Annotated in this window: 17 protein-coding genes and 2 pseudogenes; 8 read left to right on the top strand and 11 right to left on the bottom strand. The window is 62.7% G+C overall.

Annotated elements, in window-relative coordinates:
• Window positions 1-40 precede the first annotated feature (40 nt).
• Window positions 41-814, top strand: a complete 774-nt coding sequence (gene radC, locus GBJ34_RS09985; protein WP_151719113.1) for a RadC family protein — start codon at window positions 41-43, stop codon at window positions 812-814.
• Here the strand turns inward: radC and GBJ34_RS09980 are convergent.
• Window positions 798-2312 carry a phosphate ABC transporter substrate-binding/OmpA family protein gene (locus GBJ34_RS09980; protein WP_151719112.1) on the bottom strand — a complete coding sequence of 505 codons (1515 nt, stop codon included), beginning with the start codon at window positions 2310-2312 and terminating at the stop codon, window positions 798-800. The two genes, radC and GBJ34_RS09980, sit on opposite strands and share 17 nt — an antisense overlap.
• Before the next feature lie 14 nt (window positions 2313-2326).
• Window positions 2327-3289: a hypothetical protein gene (locus tag GBJ34_RS09975; protein ID WP_151719111.1), complete on the bottom strand. Its 963-nt coding sequence runs from the start codon at window positions 3287-3289 to the stop codon at window positions 2327-2329.
• Between the two features lie 287 nt (window positions 3290-3576).
• Here GBJ34_RS09975 and GBJ34_RS20535 point away from each other — a divergent pair, with 287 nt between their 5' ends.
• Complete coding sequence (locus tag GBJ34_RS20535) at window positions 3577-3753, top strand: hypothetical protein (RefSeq protein WP_192931172.1); 177 nt, start codon at window positions 3577-3579, stop codon at window positions 3751-3753.
• 66 nt (window positions 3754-3819) lie between these two features.
• Here GBJ34_RS20535 and secA read toward each other — a convergent pair whose 3' ends face one another.
• A complete protein-coding gene (secA, locus tag GBJ34_RS09970) occupies window positions 3820-6531 on the bottom strand; it encodes a preprotein translocase subunit SecA (protein WP_151719110.1) in 2712 nt (903 codons plus the stop codon).
• A 200-nt stretch (window positions 6532-6731) separates the two neighbouring features.
• Here secA and GBJ34_RS09965 point away from each other — a divergent pair, with 200 nt between their 5' ends.
• From GBJ34_RS09965 to GBJ34_RS20530, 4 genes are all read left to right on the top strand, one after another.
• On the top strand, window positions 6732-7577 hold the full coding sequence (locus GBJ34_RS09965) for a peptidylprolyl isomerase (protein ID WP_151719109.1): 846 nt from the start codon (window positions 6732-6734) through the stop codon (window positions 7575-7577).
• A 20-nt stretch (window positions 7578-7597) separates the two neighbouring features.
• Window positions 7598-8992, top strand: a complete 1395-nt coding sequence (gene argJ, locus GBJ34_RS09960) for a bifunctional glutamate N-acetyltransferase/amino-acid acetyltransferase ArgJ (RefSeq protein WP_151719108.1) — start codon at window positions 7598-7600, stop codon at window positions 8990-8992.
• A gap of 75 nt (window positions 8993-9067) precedes the next feature.
• Complete coding sequence (gene mutT / locus GBJ34_RS09955; protein WP_151719107.1) at window positions 9068-9466, top strand: 8-oxo-dGTP diphosphatase MutT; 399 nt, start codon at window positions 9068-9070, stop codon at window positions 9464-9466.
• 108 nt (window positions 9467-9574) lie between these two features.
• On the top strand, window positions 9575-9715 hold the full coding sequence (locus GBJ34_RS20530) for a hypothetical protein (RefSeq protein WP_192931171.1): 141 nt from the start codon (window positions 9575-9577) through the stop codon (window positions 9713-9715).
• 283 nt (window positions 9716-9998) lie between these two features.
• On the opposite strand, the pseudogene infB reads toward GBJ34_RS20530, so the two are convergent.
• The 8 genes and pseudogenes from infB to pip form a co-directional block, all read right to left on the bottom strand.
• A pseudogene (infB, locus tag GBJ34_RS09950) lies at window positions 9999-12116 on the bottom strand (translation initiation factor IF-2); the annotation flags it as partial.
• An 87-nt stretch (window positions 12117-12203) separates the two neighbouring features.
• A pseudogene (locus tag GBJ34_RS21200) lies at window positions 12204-12629 on the bottom strand (translation initiation factor IF-2 associated domain-containing protein); the annotation flags it as partial.
• Window positions 12626-13270: an RNA-binding protein gene (locus tag GBJ34_RS09945; protein WP_151719105.1), complete on the bottom strand. Its 645-nt coding sequence runs from the start codon at window positions 13268-13270 to the stop codon at window positions 12626-12628. The gene GBJ34_RS09945 and the pseudogene GBJ34_RS21200, both read right to left, overlap by 4 nt.
• Before the next feature lie 14 nt (window positions 13271-13284).
• The gene (gene nusA / locus GBJ34_RS09940; RefSeq protein WP_151719104.1) at window positions 13285-14901 is read right to left on the bottom strand and encodes a transcription termination factor NusA; all 1617 of its coding nucleotides are present in this window, start codon (window positions 14899-14901) and stop codon (window positions 13285-13287) included.
• A 90-nt stretch (window positions 14902-14991) separates the two neighbouring features.
• Window positions 14992-15603, bottom strand: a complete 612-nt coding sequence (gene rimP / locus GBJ34_RS09935) for a ribosome maturation factor RimP (protein WP_151719103.1) — start codon at window positions 15601-15603, stop codon at window positions 14992-14994.
• 169 nt (window positions 15604-15772) lie between these two features.
• A complete protein-coding gene (locus GBJ34_RS09930) occupies window positions 15773-16762 on the bottom strand; it encodes a TerC family protein (RefSeq protein WP_151719102.1) in 990 nt (329 codons plus the stop codon).
• A gap of 212 nt (window positions 16763-16974) precedes the next feature.
• Window positions 16975-17463, bottom strand: coding sequence for a tryptophan-rich sensory protein TspO (gene tspO / locus GBJ34_RS09925; RefSeq protein WP_226341113.1), 489 nt, complete (start codon window positions 17461-17463; stop codon window positions 16975-16977).
• A 1-nt stretch (window position 17464) separates the two neighbouring features.
• Window positions 17465-18448, bottom strand: coding sequence for a prolyl aminopeptidase (pip, locus tag GBJ34_RS09920; RefSeq protein ID WP_151719101.1), 984 nt, complete (start codon window positions 18446-18448; stop codon window positions 17465-17467).
• A 48-nt stretch (window positions 18449-18496) separates the two neighbouring features.
• Between pip and ubiG the strand changes: the two genes are divergently transcribed.
• Together ubiG and GBJ34_RS09910 are read left to right on the top strand one after the other, a co-directional pair.
• Window positions 18497-19234, top strand: coding sequence for a bifunctional 2-polyprenyl-6-hydroxyphenol methylase/3-demethylubiquinol 3-O-methyltransferase UbiG (gene ubiG / locus GBJ34_RS09915; RefSeq protein WP_151719100.1), 738 nt, complete (start codon window positions 18497-18499; stop codon window positions 19232-19234).
• Window positions 19231-20160: an Lnb N-terminal periplasmic domain-containing protein gene (locus tag GBJ34_RS09910; protein WP_151719099.1), complete on the top strand. Its 930-nt coding sequence runs from the start codon at window positions 19231-19233 to the stop codon at window positions 20158-20160. The genes ubiG and GBJ34_RS09910 overlap by 4 nt, the downstream gene beginning before the upstream one ends.
• The last annotated feature ends 21 nt before the right edge of the window (window positions 20161-20181 follow it).

The following is a 20181-nucleotide window of genomic DNA, read 5'->3' as shown; positions in this document are numbered from 1 at the left end:
AATTAACCTGCGCTTTACCATTCTGCGGCAGGCTTTGCGGATGCGTGACCGGAACCCTGCCTTTAGTGAACCTCTGCTGCCGCTTTTCGCCCCGCCCGGCGATACGGATGAGGCCGAAGCGTTGCCGCTGCCCGGTCGCCTGCCCTCATACATCGCCGATCACCGCAAGCGCCTGCGCCAACGCTTCATGGAGGGCGGTGCCAGCGCCATGCCGGATTATGAACTGCTGGAACTTGTCCTGTTCCGGGCCATTCCGCGTCAGGACGTAAAACCGCTGGCCCGGCTCTTGCTGGACACGTTCGGCGATTTCAACCGGGTGATCTCTGCCCCGGTGCCGCGCCTTGCTGCGGTGAAAGGCGTGGGGGATGCCGTCATTCAGGATCTGAAAATCCTTGAAGCAGCCGCGCAGCGCATGGCGCGGGCGCGGGTGATGCAACGCCCCGTCCTGTCATCCTGGGATGCGCTGCTGGATTACTGCCATACCGCCATGGCGCATCGCGAGACCGAACAGTTCCGCATCCTGTTTCTGGATCGCAAGAATGTGCTGATCGCGGATGAGGAACAGGCGCGCGGCACGGTCGATCATGTGCCGGTCTACCCGCGCGAGGTGGTGAAGCGCGCGCTCGAACTGAATGCTTCTGCCCTGATCCTTGTGCATAACCATCCGTCAGGCGATCCCACACCATCGGATGCCGATATCAGCATGACCATGCAGATCCGCGATGCCGGTGATGTGCTGGGCATCGTGCTGCATGACCATCTGATCATCGGCAAGGAACGCGAGCTGAGCTTTCGCGCTAGTCGCTACCTGTAACCGCCATAGGGCGCAGCCAGACCTCGACCCGGCGATTGGCGCGCCGCCCGGCGGCGGTGGTGTCACAGGCCATCGGCAGCGCCTCGCCAAAGGCCATGACGCGCGGCATCGCGGCACCTTCCGGCAGATCGGTCGCCAGATCGGAAAGGGCCGTTGCGACGCCGATTGCCCGGCTTTCCGAAAGGTCCATATTGGCAGCCCCCGCCCCCGACCCATCGGAGAAGCCCGCCAGAATGACCTCATTGCCGCGGAACGCGTCCACCGCCAGCAATTGCGCCAGCAGCTTCAGATTCTCGCGCGAGCGCGCATCCAGCTGCATCGACCCATCCTCGAACCGGAAGGTCAGCGAGGATCTGCTGGAGTCGCGCATCACGTCGGCCAGATGCTGCAACTGTTCCAGCGGCACATCAGCCCCCGCGCCCTTGATCGCGTTCAACAGCCGCAACCCGTCATCGGTCATGGGCGTGATTTCGGGCGCACGGTCGACATAGCCCGCCGCGGCCACCGCCGCCTGCGCACCGGGATGGTCGAGGAAATCCAGAAACTCCCGCGCGAAAAGCGGCAGGCGGCGGCGCGGCGTCAAAAGCTGGATCGGCAGGGTCAGCGGGTAATCTTCGGCCTTGACCGAGGCAGGCCCCGGCAACAGCGGATAGCCGCAGCTATCGGTCAGCGGCAGCACCCGCGCAGGCCCCGCCGCCGACAGGCCGGTGATCGCCAGCGCCCAGGGGTCACGCGCCACCGCCTCGGCCAATTCCTGCGGTGTGTCGTGCTCGGCGACCGCCTGCACCTTGCGGCCAAGACGGTTCACCAAGGCCTCTTGCAGCGTGGTGTCGGATTTCAGCGCATGAAGCGCAATCGGCATATCCGGGCCGCCCAATTCCTTCCAATTGCTGATCTTGCCCGACAGCGCCGCCGCCAGATCCGGGGTGGAGATCCGCGGATGCAGATTGTCGCGCGCCACGATCGGCACCAACGCATCCAGCGCCATGGCATGGGCACCAAAACCCTTGTCGGCGGTCATCGCCACCACCAGATCGGCCTGACCGCCCAACAATGCCTGCCGCGCCTCTTCGGGCGGGGCGGGGGCAAAGCCGATCTTGGCCAGAACCTGGCCCGTCCCCGGATCGGTCATTTCGGTCTGGAAACCCGCGCCATCGGGCTTGGTCGCGATGGTCAGGCCCCGCGTTTCGGCATAGGCGGCAAACAGGCCCGGCAGCAGCGCGACCCCGGCCTGATCGGCCCCGGTGATGCGCAGCACGGCCAATGTGGCCGTCAGATCGGGACAGCCGGGACCATCGCAGATCACGCCCTCGCCATCGACGGTCAGCGGGCCATAGCGGGTGTCGACGCGGTAAAATTCACCATCAAACCCGATCAGCGATCCGTCTATGGACAGCGATCCGTCGCGCGCCGTCAGCGTGACATCCTGCGCCGCCAGGGCGGATCCCCAAAACAGCAGCGCGGCGAAACCCGCCGCGCGCCACAAACTCAACCCCATGTCGGCCCTGCCAATTACCTGGCGGCGAGTTTCATCTCCGGGACAAGGTTTTTCAAGACCAGAATGTCGCCAGCCGCGTCACATTCCGGCATGGCCAGCGTCAGTTCGGAGACCGAGACCTTGCCGCCGGTGGCGCTGATCGTCTCGCCCATCAGCTCACGCCCGCAGGTTTCAGGCGTGATGGCCGCCTCCAGCACAACTTCGGCCGCGCCATTGGCCGGGAAAGTATAGACCTCACCCAGCATGGGCAGATCGACCGTGGCATCACCCAATAGCGTCAGGAATCCGCCCTTAGCAGGCAGGCCGGGTGCCGGGCTATGCGGCGCGGCCGCCGAGACATGACCAGCCTGGCCATAATCCGCGCCATTTTCAAAGGCTTGCAGTTGGAACTGGTCTTGATCAAGCCATTGCACCGCAAAGCGCTGCATTGCCTTCACCTCGGGCATCTCCACGCGCGAGGCAATCTTTTCACCATCGCCAAAGCTCAGCTCGATGCGCGCATCGGCCTCCAACGCCGGAAGATTGAGGAACATCGTGCCAGTGGCAGATGTCTTGGCGGTGACCGACAGGCCCGCATGTTTCACCATCACCCGCTGATCGGGGCGGCAAGGCGCGATCAAGGTGACGCCAATCATCGCATTGGTATCGGCCAGAAGATCCAGCGTGATCGGGCAATCGGCGGCCGCGCTCGCATCCGGCAGGCCGGTCGCAGGAGCCGCGCCAAGCGTGCCGCCGGAACCTACCGGACCTGACAGGCCGGCAAGCGGCAGGCCGGGCGCGGGCGCCAGATCATCGGCCCCTGCGGCCAGTTGTTCGACATTGCGGGGGCGCGCCAGCGCCTCATCCGACAAGGCGGCCTGATCGGTTCCCGGCGCAGATGCGACAGGTTTGGCGGCTCGGCTCTGCACCAGATGCCCCGCGCCCAGACCAATGGCCACAAGCGACACGGCAAGAGCAAGGCGGCGTTGCATTTTCATGACGGGGCTCCCCTCGATTTCACTGGAATATGCCCCGCGATTCGGGCCGATCCGTGGCGAAAGCGGGGAATGTTTCCAGCAGAGACCCTTTTGGATTCACGCTGGACGTGTATTCTCCTGATCATCACTGTTGCTTCAAGCCATTTTCAATGAGGTTCCCCATGCGCTCCGCAGTCCTGATTTCCATCGCATGTCTGATAGCCAGCCCTGCCCTATCACAAACCACACGTGAGAAATGCGCAGCCGTCGCGCCCAGCATGTTGGAGGCATCAGACGGATTGTCATCCATGTCACAGGCCATGACATCCATCGATTACGGACAGGCCATTGCCCAGTTCAGCGGCACCGAGGCCGAGCAGCTGCGCAGGCTGGACGCAGCGCAGAAGGAACTGATGCCTATCTTGAACGCCTATCTGGCCGAGATGGAGGCGACGGCCATGACCATGCGTGCCTGCGCGCGATAGGATCCGCCCAAAATAAAACGGGGACCAAACGGCCCCCGTTTCTATCATCTCGCGCGGCTGATCGTCTTAGACGATGCGGCCATGGCAGTGCTTGAACTTCTCGCCCGAGCCGCATGGGCAAGGATCGTTGCGCGAGGGGTTGCCCCAGGTCGACGGGTCGGCCTCGACAAAGCCCGCAGCGGCGATATGTTCGACGGCCTCATGCACGCCTGCCGCCGCGGCGGCGTCGGCTGCCGCCTGTGCCGCCTGCTGCTGCGCCATGTATTGCGCCATCATCTGCTGTTGTTCTTCCTCCGAGACCGGACGCACCAGCGACAGTTTCTGGGTCACATCCAGACGCAGACTGTTCAACATGCTTTCGAACAGGGCGAAGGCCTCGGTCTTGTATTCCGACAACGGATCGCGCTGCGCATAACCGCGGAAGCCCACGACAGAACGCAGGTGTTCCAGCCGCAGCAAGTGTTCCCGCCATTTGCCATCGATGGTCTGCAACAGCAGCTGCTTCTCGATGGAGCGCATGGTTTCGCCGCCAAAGGCCTCCAGCTTTTCGGCCATGGCCTTATCGCTGGCCTCTTCCAGACGCTGGCGCAGCACGTCCTGATCGACGCCTTCCTCCTTGGCCCAGTCGATGACCGGCACATCAAGGTTCATCTTCTCGATGATGGCGGCGTAAAGACCCGGCATGTTCCATTGCTCGGGATAGGTCTTGGAGGGCATGAACTCCTCCACCAGATCATCGATCACCTGATAGCGCATGTCCTGCGCGATCTCGGACAGATCCTCGGCCTGCATGATCTCAAGCCGCTGGCCGAAGATCGCCTTGCGCTGGTCGTTCATCACATCGTCGAACTTCAGCAATTGCTTGCGGATATCGAAGTTGCGCCCCTCGACCTTGGCCTGCGCGCGTTCCAGCGATTTGTTGACCCAGGGGTGAACGATGGCCTCGCCCTCTTTCATCCCCAGTTTCGACAGCACCGATTCCAGACGCTCCGAGCCGAAGATCCGCATCAGATCGTCTTCCAGCGACAGGAAGAAGGATGACCGGCCCGGATCGCCCTGACGGCCCGAACGACCGCGCAACTGGTTGTCGATGCGGCGGCTTTCATGGCGCTCGGTGCCCAGAACGAACAGACCGCCCGCCTCCAGCACCTTTTTCTTTTCGTCGGCGTGCTCGGCCTCGATCCGCGCGCGGACCTCATCGGGGTGCAGATGCGGATCGGCGGTGATCGCCGCCAGAACCTTCATCTCCACATTGCCGCCCAGCTGGATATCGGTGCCACGACCGGCCATGTTGGTCGCGATGGTCACCGCCCCCAGACGCCCGGCATCGGCGACAATCTGCGCCTCCTGCTCGTGCTGGCGGGCATTGAGCACATTATGCGGGATGCCTTCGACCTTCAGCAGATCCGACAGCGATTCCGATTTTTCAATGGAGGTCGTGCCGACAAGGATCGGCTGACCCTTCTCATGAGCTTCCTTGATGGTCTTCACGATGCCTGCATATTTCTCGCGGGCGGAACGGTAGACCTGATCGTGATCGTCAACACGCTGCACGGGGCGGTTGGTCGGAACCTCCACCACGCCCAGCTTGTAGATTTCCATAAATTCCTCGGCCTCGGTCAGCGCGGTGCCGGTCATGCCCGACAGCGTCGCGTAAAGGCGGAAGTAGTTCTGGAAGGTGACCGAGGCGAGGGTCACGTTCTCGGGCTGGATCTGCACGCCCTCTTTCGCCTCGATGGCCTGATGCAGCCCGTCCGACAGGCGGCGGCCGCGCATCATGCGCCCGGTGAATTCGTCGATCAGCATCACCTCGCCATCGCGGACAATGTAGTTCTGGTCGCGATGAAACAGCTTATGCGCCCGCAGCGCCTGATTGAGATGATGCACCAGCGTGGTGCTTTCGGGATCATACAGCGTCTGATCCACCGGCAGCAGACCAAGCTCGCGCAGGCGACGCTCCGCAAATTCGTTGCCTTCCTCGGTGAAGGTGGCGTTGCGGGTCTTCTCGTCCAGCTTGTAATGCTCGGGCAGGATTTCCGGCATCATCGCATCGACCAGCTTGTAAAGATCGCTGCGGTCCTGGCTTGGCCCCGAAATGATCAGCGGCGTGCGCGCCTCATCGATCAGGATGCTGTCTACCTCATCGACGATGGCAAAGAAATGGCCACGCTGACTCATTTCCTCGATGCTGCCCTTCATATTGTCGCGCAGGTAATCGAAGCCCAGCTCATTATTGGTCGCATAGGTGATGTCGGCGCGGTAGGCCGCGTGCTTTTCACCATCGGGCTGATAGGGATAGACCACCCCGCAGCTCAGCCCCAGCTGGGCATAGACCTTGCCCATCCATTCGGCATCGCGCTTGGCAAGATAGTCGTTCACCGTGACGACATGCACTCCCTTGCCCGCAAGCGCGTTCAGATAGGCCGGGAAGGTGGCCATCAGCGTCTTGCCTTCGCCGGTCTTCATCTCGGCGATATTGCCTTGATGCAGGAAGATCCCCGCCTTGAGCTGCACATCGAATGCCCTGAGGCCAAGCGCCCGACGCGCGCCTTCGCGGCAATTGGCGAAGGCTTCTGGCAGGATGGAGTCGAGGCTTTCGCCCCTGTTCTGCACGCGATCCTGCAGTTCCCGCGTTTTCGCGATCAGCCCTTCATCCGACAGGGCCTGAAACTGCGGTTCCAGCGCGTTGATCTTCGCGACCAGCGGCCGCACCGATTTCACCTTGCGGTCATTCGGTGTGCCAAAAACCTTCTTCGCGAGCGTTCCGAGACCAAGCATGTTTTCTCCGCTGTCCCTTCTGACATGATCGTGCGGGCGGTTGAAGCGTCTGGCCCTTGCCCGCCTCATCCAGCTTTCATAGAAGAACCGGGAAAGGTGCGGAACAGGTGCCCCGTCTCGCGCGACCTTCGCGATTTAAGGGGGCCAGACCGCCAAGTCAACGCGGCGCATTCGGCGCAACCGATCAGGAGACGGTGATCATGGCGAAAAAGACGACATTCCTCGGCGCGCTCGCCCTTGCGGTGGTGATGGCCGCCCCGGCGCGGGCCGAGGGGCCGACGGCCGAAACCGTCGTGGCCACCGTGAATGGCACCGAAATCACGCTGGGCCAGATGATCGCCACGCGCGCGGGTCTGCCGCCGCAATATCAGCAACTGGCCGATGACCTGCTGTTCAAGGGCATTCTGGATCAGCTGGTGCAGCAAACCGTGCTGGCCCAGAAGACCGAACCGACCCTGACGCTCCGCCAGAAGATCCAGCTGGCCAATGACCAGCGTTCGGCCACCGCCGCCTTCGCCATCGACGGTATCGTGAAATCCGCCGTCACCGATGCGGCGCTGCAGGCCGCCTATGACGCGAAGTTCAAGGATTTCGTGCCCGGCACCGAATACCGCGCCTCGCATATCCTTGTGGATAGTGAAGAGAAGGCGAAAGAGATCAAGGCGCAGATCGAGGGCGGCGTCGATTTCGCCGATGCCGCGCGCACCCATGGCACCGATGGCACCGCAGCCTCGGGCGGTGATCTGGGCTGGTTCGGCACCGGCATGATGGTGAAACCCTTTGAGGATGCCGTCACCTCCATGAAGGCAGGCGAGTTGAAAGGCCCGGTGCAAACCGATTTCGGCTGGCACCTGATCAAGCTGGTCGAGACCCGCACCGCCGCGCAGCCGACGCTGGATGACGTGCGCGACGAACTGGCCGCCGAACTGGAACAGAACGCCGTCATGGCCGAGGTCGAGGCCCTGACCGCCGCCGCCAAGATCGAAAAGCCCGGCGAGGGGATTGACCCGGCGCTGCTCAAGGATGAAACCCTTCTGGACAAGTAACCCCGTGGGAGGGCGGAACCATGGCCAAGACCGACTGGAAATCCGAAGCGAAGACCCTGAAGAAGAAGCTCAGGAAAAAGATCGAGGCCCTGTCATCCGAGCTTGAGGGGCTGCGCTCCGGCGTGGTCGCCTCGGCAGGCGAGGCGCTTGCCAGCGTGGCCAAAGCCGCGAAACCGGCCAAGCAGATCTCGCCGCTGGCTCCCGCCGCCTTCCCCGCTTTGCCCGTCATCAAGGGCGCAGCCTTCGCCGCCATCGGCGCGGGCATCAAATACCAGAACCGCCGTGACGTGATGCTGGTCAGCCTTTGCCCGGGCACCTCCATTGCGGGTGTCTTCACCCGATCCAGCACCCGGGCGGGCTGCGTGCGTGATTGTCAGGACAAACTGGCGATGAAAGTCCCCGCCGGTGCGGGTGCGGCCATCGTGGTGAATTCCGGCAATTCCAATGCCTTCACCGGCAAGGTCGGTGATGAGGCCGTGGCCGCCGTCACCGGCGCGACTGCCGCAGCCCTTGATCTGCCCGCCAGCCGGGTCTTCTCTTCCTCCACCGGCGTCATTGGCGAGCCGCTGCCGCATGAGCGCATCACCGCAGTGATCCCGGCTCTGGTGGCCGATTTGCGCGAGGAATCGATCCAGATGGCCGCAGAGGCCATCATGACCACCGACACCTTCCCGAAAGGCGCGGCCGCTGTGATCGAGGGCGAAGGCGGTCCGATCCATATTTCCGGCATCGCCAAAGGGTCGGGCATGATCGCGCCGGATATGGCAACGATGCTGGTCTATATCTTCACCGATGCGAAGATCTCACCCACCAATCTGCAAAAGCTGCTGTCGCGTAATACCGATGACACCTTCAATGCCATCACCGTCGATAGCGACACCTCCACCTCCGACGCGCTGATCCTTGCCGCCACCGGCCAAAGCCCTGCCGCTGAGGTGAAGGCCACCGGGCCCGTCGCCAAGGCCTTTGAGACCGCCCTGCACGCCGTCATGCGCGATCTGGCGCATCAGGTGGTGAAGGATGGCGAAGGCGCCACCAAATTTGTCGAGGTCCGGGTGACGGGCGCCGCCAATCCGGAGGACGCGGACCGCGTCGCCAAGGCCATCGCCGACAGCCCGCTGGTGAAAACCGCCGTGGCAGGCGAGGACCCGAATTGGGGCCGCATCGTCATGGCGGTCGGCAAATCCGGCGCGGCAGCCGAACGCGACAAGCTGCGCATTTCCTTCGGCGATATTCTTGTCGCCGAAAAAGGCTGGCGCGCGCCCTCTTACTCTGAAGAGGCCGGGGCCAGCTACATGAAGCAGCAAGAGCTGGTCATCAGCGTCGATCTCGGCATGGGTCGCGCCAAGCGCACGGTCTGGACCTGCGACCTGACCAATCGCTATATCGAAATCAATGCGGATTACCGCTCCTGATTTCTTCTTTTCCGAATATCCCGGGGGTCCGGGGGCAACGCCCCTGGGGTCCCGGCCCAGTGGACCGCCCGCCCTATGAAACTTCTTCTCGTTGCCGCCGTCGCCCTGATCGATTCCGATGGCCGCGTGCTGCTGGCGCAGCGCCCCGAGGGCAAGTCTCTGGCGGGGCTATGGGAGTTTCCTGGCGGCAAGATCGAACCCGGCGAGACGCCGGAGGCCTGTCTGATCCGCGAATTGAAGGAAGAGCTGGGCATCGACACCTGGAAATCCTGCCTGGCGCCGCTGACCTTCGCCAGCCACAGCTACGAAGATTTCCACCTGATGATGCCACTGTTTGCCTGCCGCCGCTGGGAGGGGATTCCTACCGGGCGCGAAGGGCAGAACCTGGCCTGGGTGCGCGCCCATGCGCTGAAGGACTATCCGATGCCCCCGGCCGATATCCCCTTGATCCCGATCCTGCGCGACTGGCTCTGATCTGCATATTATTTCTCCAAAAATTTCCTCGACTGCTTAATTTTTTCTTATTCCTTTTATGACTTTTTTGAGGCTAGATCGCACTTAGGTAGCAATTCGGGGGGATTCATGCTGCGTACCATTTCCTTGGGCACTTGCATTTCGGTGCAGGGTATCGTCGTCGGCTCAACGCAAGACGGCAAGCTGATGGTTCGGGTCGATGACAAGACCTTTGTCGGCGTTCCGGTGGTTCAGGCCCACGCACGCTAGGCCAGCAATGGCCGCCAGTGCGGTGGCTATACCAGCAAAAAGACAAAGGCCGGGCACAGTGCCCGGCCTTTGTCTTTTTGGCCTGCTGTCGGCAAGCGGGCCCCAAAACACGCGACGGGGTATCCCCCAGTAGAACCCGGATTGAGCTTGGCCGGATCATGACGACGGGATGTGCCAGCCAGCTTCCAACCGGCCAACTGCAATCCAACCAACGTCAAATCTGGCTCAAAGCCAAAGGGCCGGACATCACGTCCGGCCCTTTGCAAAGTCCCGTCCGTCAGCATCAGTCCAGCTTGCGCTGCACTTCCTCGCGCTCGAAAATCTCGATCACGTCGCCCTGACGGATATCCTCGTAACGCTCGAAGGCCATGCCGCATTCCTGACCCGAGATGACTTCCTTCACCTCGTCCTTGAAGCGTTTCAGCGTCTTCAACGTGCCCTCGTGGATCACCACATTGTCGCGCAGCAGACGCACACCGGCCGAACGGCGCGCAACGCCTTCGGTGACGATACAGCCCGCCACCATGCCGACGCCGGTGACCTTGAAGACTTCCTTGATCTGAGCATAGCCGATGAAATGCTCACGCACTTCGGCCTTGAGCAGACCCGAGGCGGCCTGTTTGATGTCATCCAGCAGATCATAGATGATCGAGTAGTAGCGGATCTCGACACCTTTCTGCTGCGCGGAGTTGCGCGCCGTCGCATTGGCCCGGACGTTGAAGCCGATGATCGGCGCGTTGCTGGCTTCCGCCAGGTTCACATCCGAATCGGTGATGGCGCCCACGCCATAATGCAGCACGCGCACGCGCACCTCGGCGTTGCCGATCTTCTCCAGCGCCTGAACGATGGCCTCGGCAGAGCCCTGCACATCGGCCTTCACAAGCACCGGCAACTCGGCCACGCTCAGGTCTGCCTTGGCCTTGGCCATCAGCTGTTCCAGCGTGGTCGCAGCCCCGACAGCGGCGCGTTTGTCCTTGGCGGCCTTCTCGCGATAATCTGCGATCTCGCGCGCCTGTGCCTCGGTTTCGACCACGTTCAGCACGTCACCCGCCTGCGGGGCACCGTTCAGACCCAGCACCTCGACCGGCACGGACGGCCCGGCCTCATCAACCCGGTCGCCCTTGTCGTTGATCAGCGCGCGGACCTTGCCCCACTGCTCACCCACGACAAAGATATCGCCGCGCTTCAGCGTGCCGTTCTGCACCAGAACGGTGGCAACCGGACCCCGGCCCACATCCAGCTTGGCCTCGATCACCGCACCGGCAGCAGCCCGATTCGGGTTCGCACGAAGTTCCAGGATCTCGGCCTGAAGTGAAATCGCTTCCAGAAGGCTGTCGATGCCGGCACCCGTCTTGGCCGAAACCTCGACATCCTGCACCTCGCCCGACATCGCCTCGACGACGACCTCGTGCTGCAGCAGGTCGGTGCGCACCTTTTGCGGGTTCGCGCCCGGCTTGTCGACCTTGTTGATCGCGATGATCATCGGAACCTTGGCGGCCTTGGCGTGGTTGATCGCCTCGATCGTCTGCGGCATCACCGCGTCATCTGCGGCAACCACCAGCACCACGATATCCGTCACCTGCGCACCACGGGCCCGCATGGAGGTAAACGCGGCGTGGCCGGGCGTATCCAGGAAGGTGACCAGCGCGCCGGTCGGGGTCTTCACCTGATAGGCACCGATATGCTGGGTGATGCCACCGGCCTCGCCCGACACAACATTCGCCTTGCGGATCGCATCCAGAAGCGAGGTCTTGCCGTGATCGACGTGACCCATGATGGTCACGATCGGCGGACGCGAGACCAGATCCTCGGACTTGTCCTCGACAGTATCGATCACCTGTTCCACATCCGCGTCAGACACGCGGACTGCACGGTGGCCGAATTCCTCGATGATGATCTCGGCCGTATCGGCGTCGATGGCCTGGTTCATGCTGACCATCATGCCCATCTTCATCAGGGCCTTGACCAGATCCGCCGCACGCTCGGCCATACGGTTCGCCAGTTCGGACACCACGATGGTCTCCGGCAGCTGCACGTCGCGGGCCTGCTTTTCAGGCTTCTGGCCGAAGCCAAGCGCCTTGTTGCGGGCCTTTTCCTGCTTGCGCTTCATCGAGGCCAGCGAACGCGTGCGCCCGCCTTCGCCATCGAGGGCGGCCGTCAGCGTCAGCTTGCCGGCACGGCGACCATCGTCACCCTTGCCCTTGGCGCTGCGCTCGCGCTCTTCGCGCTCACGGTCGGTCTTGCGCGAGATCGATGCAGGGCTGGCCGCGCCGGTCTTGGCGCTGCGATCCTCGCCCGGCTGGGCAGGGGCTGCGGCGGCGGGTGCCTCGCGGCCCGCACGCGGTGCCGCTGCGGCGGGCTTGGCCGCCTCGGCAGCGGCGCGTGCTTCTTCCTGCTCGCGCTGGACCTGGGCCCGCGATTTCGTGCCAAGGATATCGGCCTTGCGCTGCGCAGCCGCCGCGACCTTGGCCTCGGCCTCGGCACGGATGGCACGCTCTTCTTCTTCGGCGCGCGCCTTGAGGGCCGCCTCACGGGCGCGATCCTCGCGTTCCTTCGCTTCGATCTCTTCGCGGCGACGCTGGCGATCTTCCTCGCGCTGACGCTCGTCTTCGGCACGACGCGCGGCATCTTCTGCCTCGCGGGCCTTGGCGGCTTTCAGCGCGGCCAGACGGCGTTCCATCTCCGCATCGGTGATGCCAGCCGGACGTTTGGAAGGATCGCCCAGATGCGCGGCCCCACCGCCACCGGCAGCGGTCCCCGAGGCACCCGGCTTCGGCACCACAACGCGCTTGCGTTTGGTCTCCACCACCACCGTATTGGTGCGGCCATGGCTGAAGCTCTGCTTCACCTGTCCCGGGCGCTTGCCCGCGCCAGCACCAAGCCCGAGGGGTTTTTTACCGTCCGTATCGCTCATACCGTCTTCGTATCCTCTCCGGCGGTCTCGCCGCCGTCCTGCTGGCCTGCTCCACCCCGGAGCCCTGCCAGCCTTGCCGCTTCCTCTACAACACGGTTGCTGAGTCCACCAGCCGCAAGCGCGCCGTGTATGGCACTTTCACGGCCAAAAGCCAAACCGATTTCCTGACCGGTCAGGCAGCCTATAAACAACCCCGTCTTCGCAGGCGGGCGAAGCTTCGATTTGCCCCGTTCCGACCCGTCACTGGCCTGGATCAAGACGGTTGCCCGTCCATCCACCAGCCAGCCCTTCACCTTCTCGTAGCCGGTCACCGCCAGCCCCGCCTTGCGGGCAAGGCTCAGCAGTTCCACCACGCGCTTCGCCAGCATCCCTTCGATGAGGTCTGCCAGTTCGGCGGGCGGCGTCACCTTGGCCCGCGCCGCGCGGGAAAACAGTCCCTTGCCCGCGGCACGATCCAGGGCCTCGCGGCTGCTGGTCACCCAGAAACCCCGGCCCGGCAGCTTGCCCATCAGATCGGGCACCACCACGCCATCCGGCCCGGCGACAAAACGGATCAGCCCGGCCTTCGGCCCGACCTCGCCCGAAACGATGCAACGCCGTTCCGGGCCTTCATCCGCGTCCTTGTGACCGCCGCGCGTCATCGAAGATCCGAGGCTCAGGCCTCGGCCTCCGCATCGGCGTCATCTTCCTCGTCGGCTTCGGCAGCCTCCATCTCGGTCGGGTCAACCCAACCCAGCATGACCCGCGCGGTCATGATCAGGGTCTGCGCCTCTTCCAGCGTCATCTCGAACTTCTCGAGCACGCCTTCATCCTTCTTGCGCTGACCGTTTTCGGTGGTCCAGCCACCAGCCAGTTCCCAGTCGGCGCAGGTCGCAAAGTCTTCCAGCGTCTTGATGCCGTCCTTGGCCAGTGCCTCGATCATTTGCGGCGTCAGGCCTTCGAAGTTGAACAGGCTGTCCTCGACGCCCAGCTCGCGCGCGGTCTCGATGGCCTTGCGGTTCTGTTCTTCGATATAATCGCGGGCACGGGCCTGCAATTCGGACGCGGTCCCCTCGTCGAAACCGTCGATCGACAGCAACTCGTCCAGATCGACATAGGCGACTTCTTCCAGATTGGTGAAGCCTTCGGCGACCAGAAGCTGCGCCATCATCTCGTCGATGTCGAGCGTATCCATGTAAAGTTTGGTGCGCTCGGCGAACTCGGCCTGACGACGCGCCGATTCCTCGGCCTCGGTCATGATGTCGATATCAAGGCTGGTCAGTTGCGAGGCCAGACGCACGTTCTGGCCGCGACGGCCGATGGCCAGCGACAGCTGCTCATCCGGCACCACAACCTCGATCTTGCCCGCCTCTTCGTCAAACACCACTTTCGACACTTCGGCCGGTTGCAGCGCGTTCACGAGGAAGGTCGCGGTATCGTCATTCCACGGAATGATGTCGATCTTCTCGCCCTGCAGCTCGTTCACCACCGCCTGCACGCGCGAGCCGCGCATACCGACGCAGGCACCGACCGGATCGATGGAGTTGTCAAAGCTGATGACGGCGATCTTGGCGCGCGAACCCGGATCACGGGCAACGGCCTTGATCTCGATGATGCCGTCATAGATTTCCGGCACTTCCATCTTGAACAGTTCCGCCATGAATTGCGGATCGGTGCGCGACAGGAAGACCTGCGGCCCCCGGGTCTCGCGGCGCACGTCTTTCACATAGCAGCGGATCCGGTCATTCGGGCGATAGCTTTCGCGGCCGATCTTCTCATTGCGGCGCAGGATGCCTTCGCCCCGGCCGATATCGACGATAAGATTGCCGTATTCCTCACGCTTGACCACACCATTGATGATGGTGCCCTTGCGCTCCTTGAATTCGTCATATTGACGGTCACGCTCGGCCTCGCGCACCTTTTGCAGGATGACCTGCTTGGCGCTTTGCGCGGCGATCCGGCCCAGATCGACCGGCGGCACCTCGTCAATGACCTCATCGCCCAGCTGCGGATCGGCCAGATAGGATTTCGCCTGTTTCACGGTCAGATGCGCGTGATGGTTCTCGAACTCTTCATCGGCCACCACGGTGCGGACGCGCGCAAAGGTGGCGCGGCCGGTCTTGCGGTCGATCTTCACGCGGATATCCAGCTCGGTGCCGTAACGCGATTTCGCGGCACGGGCGAGGGATTCCTCCATCGCCTGGATCACCAGATCCGGGTCGATCATCTTCTCGCGCGCGACGGCCTCGGCGGTTTGCAGAAGCTCCAGCTGGTTCGCAGACGTAATCGCCATGATTGTCCTCTTGGCCGGTCAGTGTTCGGTCGTTACTCGTTCAGTCGTCATACTTGGCAGCCTGGCTGCCTTGCAGTCTCAGTGCCTGGCTCAGTGCCTGGTCACCGGGGCATCGGTATCGTCTTCCTCATCGCCCTCGGATTCCTCGATCTCGTCGAATTTCGACTCGTCGATGACCCCAGATTCCTTGCGCTGACGCAGCACCTCGGCGATCAGCTCGTCGGTCAGCAGCAATTTCGCATCCGACAGCCAGTCGAATTGCAGACCGATGGTCAACGTCTCGCCGCCTTCCTCGATCTCGATCAGCACCTCGTCGCCCTCGGTGCCCTGCAGCACACCCTTAAAGCGGCGACGACCATCGATCAGTTCAGTGGTTTCCAGGCGGGCCTCGTAATCGACCCACATGTCGAAATCCTTCAGCCGGGTCAGCGGCCGGTCGATGCCGGGAGAAGACACTTCAAGAACATAGTTGTCCTCGATCGGATCTTCCACATCCAGCACCGCAGAAACTGCGGTGGAGCAGGTCGCGCATTCATCCACCTCGATCCCGCCATCGGGGCGATCCACCATGATCTGGAGGATACGGGTCTTGCCGCCCATCAGGCGGATACGGACCAGTTCGAATCCGAGCCCCTCGATGACGGGGCCGATGATGTCGGCCAACCGGCGGTCGATGGCGGTCTTGGCGATGAGATCGGTCATGCCTGGGTTCCAAATACAAAAAACGGGCGCACAGGGCCCGTTTGCATCTTTCGATGGGCTTCCGGTTTGGACCCGCAAGCGCCGCTGTTGAAGGCCATATAGGCCGGTTGGGCCTGAAATGCAAGCCCGAAGGGGATGGCGTTACCGCCATCCCCTGATTTGCGGCCGGTCAGGCCTTGCTGGAATGGTCAGCCTGACCATCCTTGGTCTTCCACAGCGACACCAGCACGCCCGCGCCGAGAATGGCGAAGGTGATGCCAAGCGACCATTCCGGCGGGAATTTTTCCCAACCCATCGCCTTGGCGATGAAGATCTTGGAGCCGATGAAGACCAGCAGAACCGACAGCGCGTATTTCAGATAGGCAAAGCGGTGCAGGATCGCCGACAGCGCGAAGAACAGCGCCCGCAGGCCAAGGATCGCGAAGATGTTCGAGGTGTAGACGATGAATGTGTCGGTGGTGATGGTGAAGACTGCGGGCACCGAGTCGACCGCGAAGATCAGGTCGGCAAATTCGATCATCAGCAGCGCAAGGAACAGCGGGGTCATGCTGCGCACAAGGCGGCCGGTTTTCGGATCGGGCTGCTTCACGAAGAACTGGTTGCCATGTAGCTCATCGGTGATGCGGAACCGCCCCTTCATGAACTTCAGCAGCTTGTTATTGGCCAGATCCGGCTCCTCATCCGAGGAAAACAGCATCTTGATGCCCGTAAGGATCAGGAAGACCGCAAAGATATAGAGCACCCAGTGATACGAGGCGACGATGCTCGCACCCAAGGCGATCATGATGCCACGCAACACGATCACGCCCAGGATACCCCAGAACAGCACGCGGTGCTGATACATGCGCGGAATGGCGAAGAAGCTGAAGATCAGCGCGATGACAAAGATATTGTCCAGCGCCAGCGTCTTTTCCACAACAAAGGCGGTCAGATATTGCGCCGTGGCGGTGCTGCCCAGTTGCCAATAGACAAAGCCGGAAAAGCCCAGGCCCAGCAGGATATAGAAAGCCGACATCTTCAGGCTTTCGGCCACGCCGATCTCATGGTCTTCCTTGTTGAAGACCCCCAGATCCAGCACCAGCAGGGTGAGGACGATTGCAATGAACACAAGCCACATCCAGACCTGTGTTCCCAAAAACAGACTTGTCAGAAATTCCATCGGGACCTCGTTTCGCATGACAAGCGCCAATGCCTTGTCCCGGTTCCCGCGAAAGAACACGTCCGGGCTGACATCGAGCGCACTCGATGCGGTCCGACATCACGGCATTGCCGTCAGAGGGGCCCGGTCCCGCCTCGCCTAAATGTGAACGCGAAAGCGGTGTTCAAGCCCCCCGACCGAAATTTCTTGAGATTCTTTTGCCGAAAGCGCCTTCAGCTGCCCGCGCCGGGATTGTCGCGCCAGACCCGCCAGTTCAGCGGCGCGGCCAAAGCCAGCCAAAGGATATAGGGCAGGATCAGGATCGCGGCCCAGCCATCCAGCGACCAGAATGTCCAGAACATTCCCAGCACCGCAAAACACAGCGCGGCCATGACCGCGACCGACATCCCCATGCGCCGCGCCCCGAAAAACACAGGTGTCCACAGCGTATTGAGCGCGATCTGCAAGGCCCAGAAGCCCATCGCAAAGGCGTTGCCGCCAAGCGGGGCCACGCGGGTGGCAGCAAAGCTCGACAGGATATAGATCAAGGTCCAGGCGACCGGGAACATCCAGTTCTTCGGGCGCCAGTCGGGCTTCACCAGCGCCTCATACCATTCGCCGGGCTTGAACAGCCATCCGGTCAGCCCCGCCGCTAGGCTTGCGCCCAGAAACAGCCCGAAAAGCGGCCAGTCAAAGCCGGTAGTCGCCATTGTCGGGTCCATTTCAGCCCTCCTTCATCTCATCGCGCAAATCATTCATCACCTGAACAAGCGCCGAAGATATGCCCGGTTCCGAAAGCGCATGGCCCGCCAGACCGATCATGCGCAGATCGCATCCGCGCCAGCCCTCGGCCAGCCGATAGGCGCTGACTGGCGGACAGATCATGTCATAGCGCCCCTGCACCACCGTCGCGGTCAGATGTTCGATCCGGGAACGGTTCGCCAGAATCCAGCCATCGCCGTCGAAGAAACAGCCATGGACGAAATAGTGATTCTCCAGCCGTGAAAAGGCGCGCGCATATTCCGACGGGCTTTCATGCATCACCCCGTCGGAATAGACCGAGGCGAGGGCATTTTCCCACTGCGCCCACAGACGGGCATGGCGCATTTCCTCTGGCATATGCCCGGAAAACAGCCGCCGGTGATAGGCCGCGATCAGATCATCGCGCTCGGACTGCGGGATCGGCTCGACAAACCGCGCCCAAAGTTCCGGGAAGAACGCGCCTGCCCCGCCACCATAGAACCAGTCCAGCTCGGCCTGCGTGCCAAGGAACACGCCGCGCAGCACCAGATGGCGCACCCTTGCGGGATGGCTGATCGCATAGGCCAGGGCCAGCGTTGCCCCCCAGCTGCCTCCGAACAGGATGAACCGCTCGATCCCCAGCATCTCGCGGATCACCTCGATATCGGCGATCAGATCCCAGGTCGTATTGCCCTGCACCGAGGCCGTGGGGCGCGACCGCCCGCAGCCACGCTGGTCAAACAGCACCACCCGGTAAATTTCGGGGTCGAAATAGCGCCGCATTGCCGGGCTGCACCCGCCCCCCGGCCCGCCATGCAACACCAGAACCGGCACGCCATCGGGGCGGCCGCATTGCTCCATATAGATGCGATGCCCATCGCCCATATCGATCTGACGCTGATCGAAAGGTTCGATCGGCGGATAAAGATACTCGACTGCGCGCTTTTGGCCTGATCTGTGATCCATGGACCTACTATATAACGACCCGGAACCATTCTGCCACGGGAGACCACGATGACCAGCACGATCGACGCCGATGAAGTGGCGAAATTCGAGGCCATGGCGGCAGAATGGTGGGACCCCACCGGCAAGTTCAAGCCGCTGCACGAGATGAACCCGTGCCGGCTGGACTATATCACCCGCCAGATCGCCGCCGAATTTGACCGCGACCTGACCGGGCCGCAGCCCTTTGCCGGGTTGCGTCTGCTCGATATCGGCTGCGGTGGGGGCTTGCTGTCGGAACCGATGGCGCGGCTGGGGGCCACGGTGGTCGGGGCCGATGCCGCCCCGCGCAATATCCCCGTGGCGCAGGTCCATGCCGAACAATCCGGCCTGACCATCGACTATCGCAACACCACGGCCGAGGCCCTGGCCGATGCGGGCGAGGTGTTCGATGTTGTGCTGAATATGGAGGTCGTCGAACATGTGGCCGATCCGCTGGCCTATCTGACCGCCTGCCAGCGCCTGTTGAAGCCGGGCGGGCTGATGATCTGTTCCACCCTCAACCGCAATGCCAAGAGTTTTGCCATGGCGATTGTCGGCGCCGAATGGGTGATGCGCTGGCTGCCCAAGGGCACGCATGACTGGCGCAAGTTCATCACCCCCGATGAACTGGTCGACCTGATCCGCCGCGCGGGGCTGGACCCGGTGGATCGCAAGGGCATGGTATTCAACCCGGTCTCCTGGCGGTGGAGCCTGTCGGATCGGGATCTGTCGGTGAACTATGTCACCGCCAGCGTGAAGCGCGCATGATCTTTGCGGCGGTCTGCCTGATCTTTGGCCTTTGGGCGGTCACCGCCTTGCGGGTGCAGCGGCAGCGGGCAGGGCTTGCGGCCTTTGGCCTTGGTCTGCTGGCCAGTATCGCGTTGCACCTGACAACCGAATGGGGCTGGGCAGCACTTGCCCTGCTGATCGCGACCATCCTGATCTGGTATCTGCGCCTGCGCCCCCGGCTGGATCGAGCCTGGGCCCCAGATGTCGCCCATATCGTGACCGGCGATGTCGCGGGCAGCCTTGTCAGGCTGCACAATATCCGCGCCTTCCACTGGCAGGACCGCGACCATGCGCAAGAACACTGGACATCCGAGACATTCGACCTGGACCAATTGACCGGCGCCGATATGGTCACCTCGGTCTGGGGCAATCCGAAGATCGCGCATCTTCTGGTCAGCTTTCATTTCGCAACCGACCAGCGCGTGGTGTTCTCGGTCGAGATCCGGCGCGAGCGGGACGAAAAGTTCAGCAGCATCGGGGGCTTTTTCCGCCAGTTCGAGCTGGCGCTGATCGCCGCGCGCGAAGATGACATCATCCGCCTGCGCAGCAATCACCGGCATGAAGACGTGCGGCTTTACCCGCTGCGCCTGACACCCGAACAATTGCGCCCGATCTTTCTGGCCTATGTCGATCTGGGCAACCGGGTGGCGCATGTGCCCACCTTCTACAACACGCTGACCGCCAATTGCGCCACCGTGGTCTGGCATCTTATCCGGGCGCTGAAACCCGATCTGCCGCTGCACCCGGCCGTGTTGCTGCCCGGCCTGCTGCCCGACTGGCTTTACAAGCTGGGTGTGCTGGACGGCACCGGCAGCCTCGCCGATCTGCGCGAGGCTGCGCGGATCAGCGAGAAGGCCCAGGCCTTGCCGGAAGGCGCGGATTTCTCGCGCGCCATCCGGTCGTAAGGCCCGGTTGCTTTCGTCCTC

The sequence above is a fragment of the Gemmobacter serpentinus genome, assembly GCF_008973825.1.
GTDB lineage: Bacteria > Pseudomonadota > Alphaproteobacteria > Rhodobacterales > Rhodobacteraceae > Gemmobacter > Gemmobacter serpentinus.
Note: the sequence above shows the minus strand (reverse complement) of the source record. Positions and strands in the feature narration are given on the sequence as shown.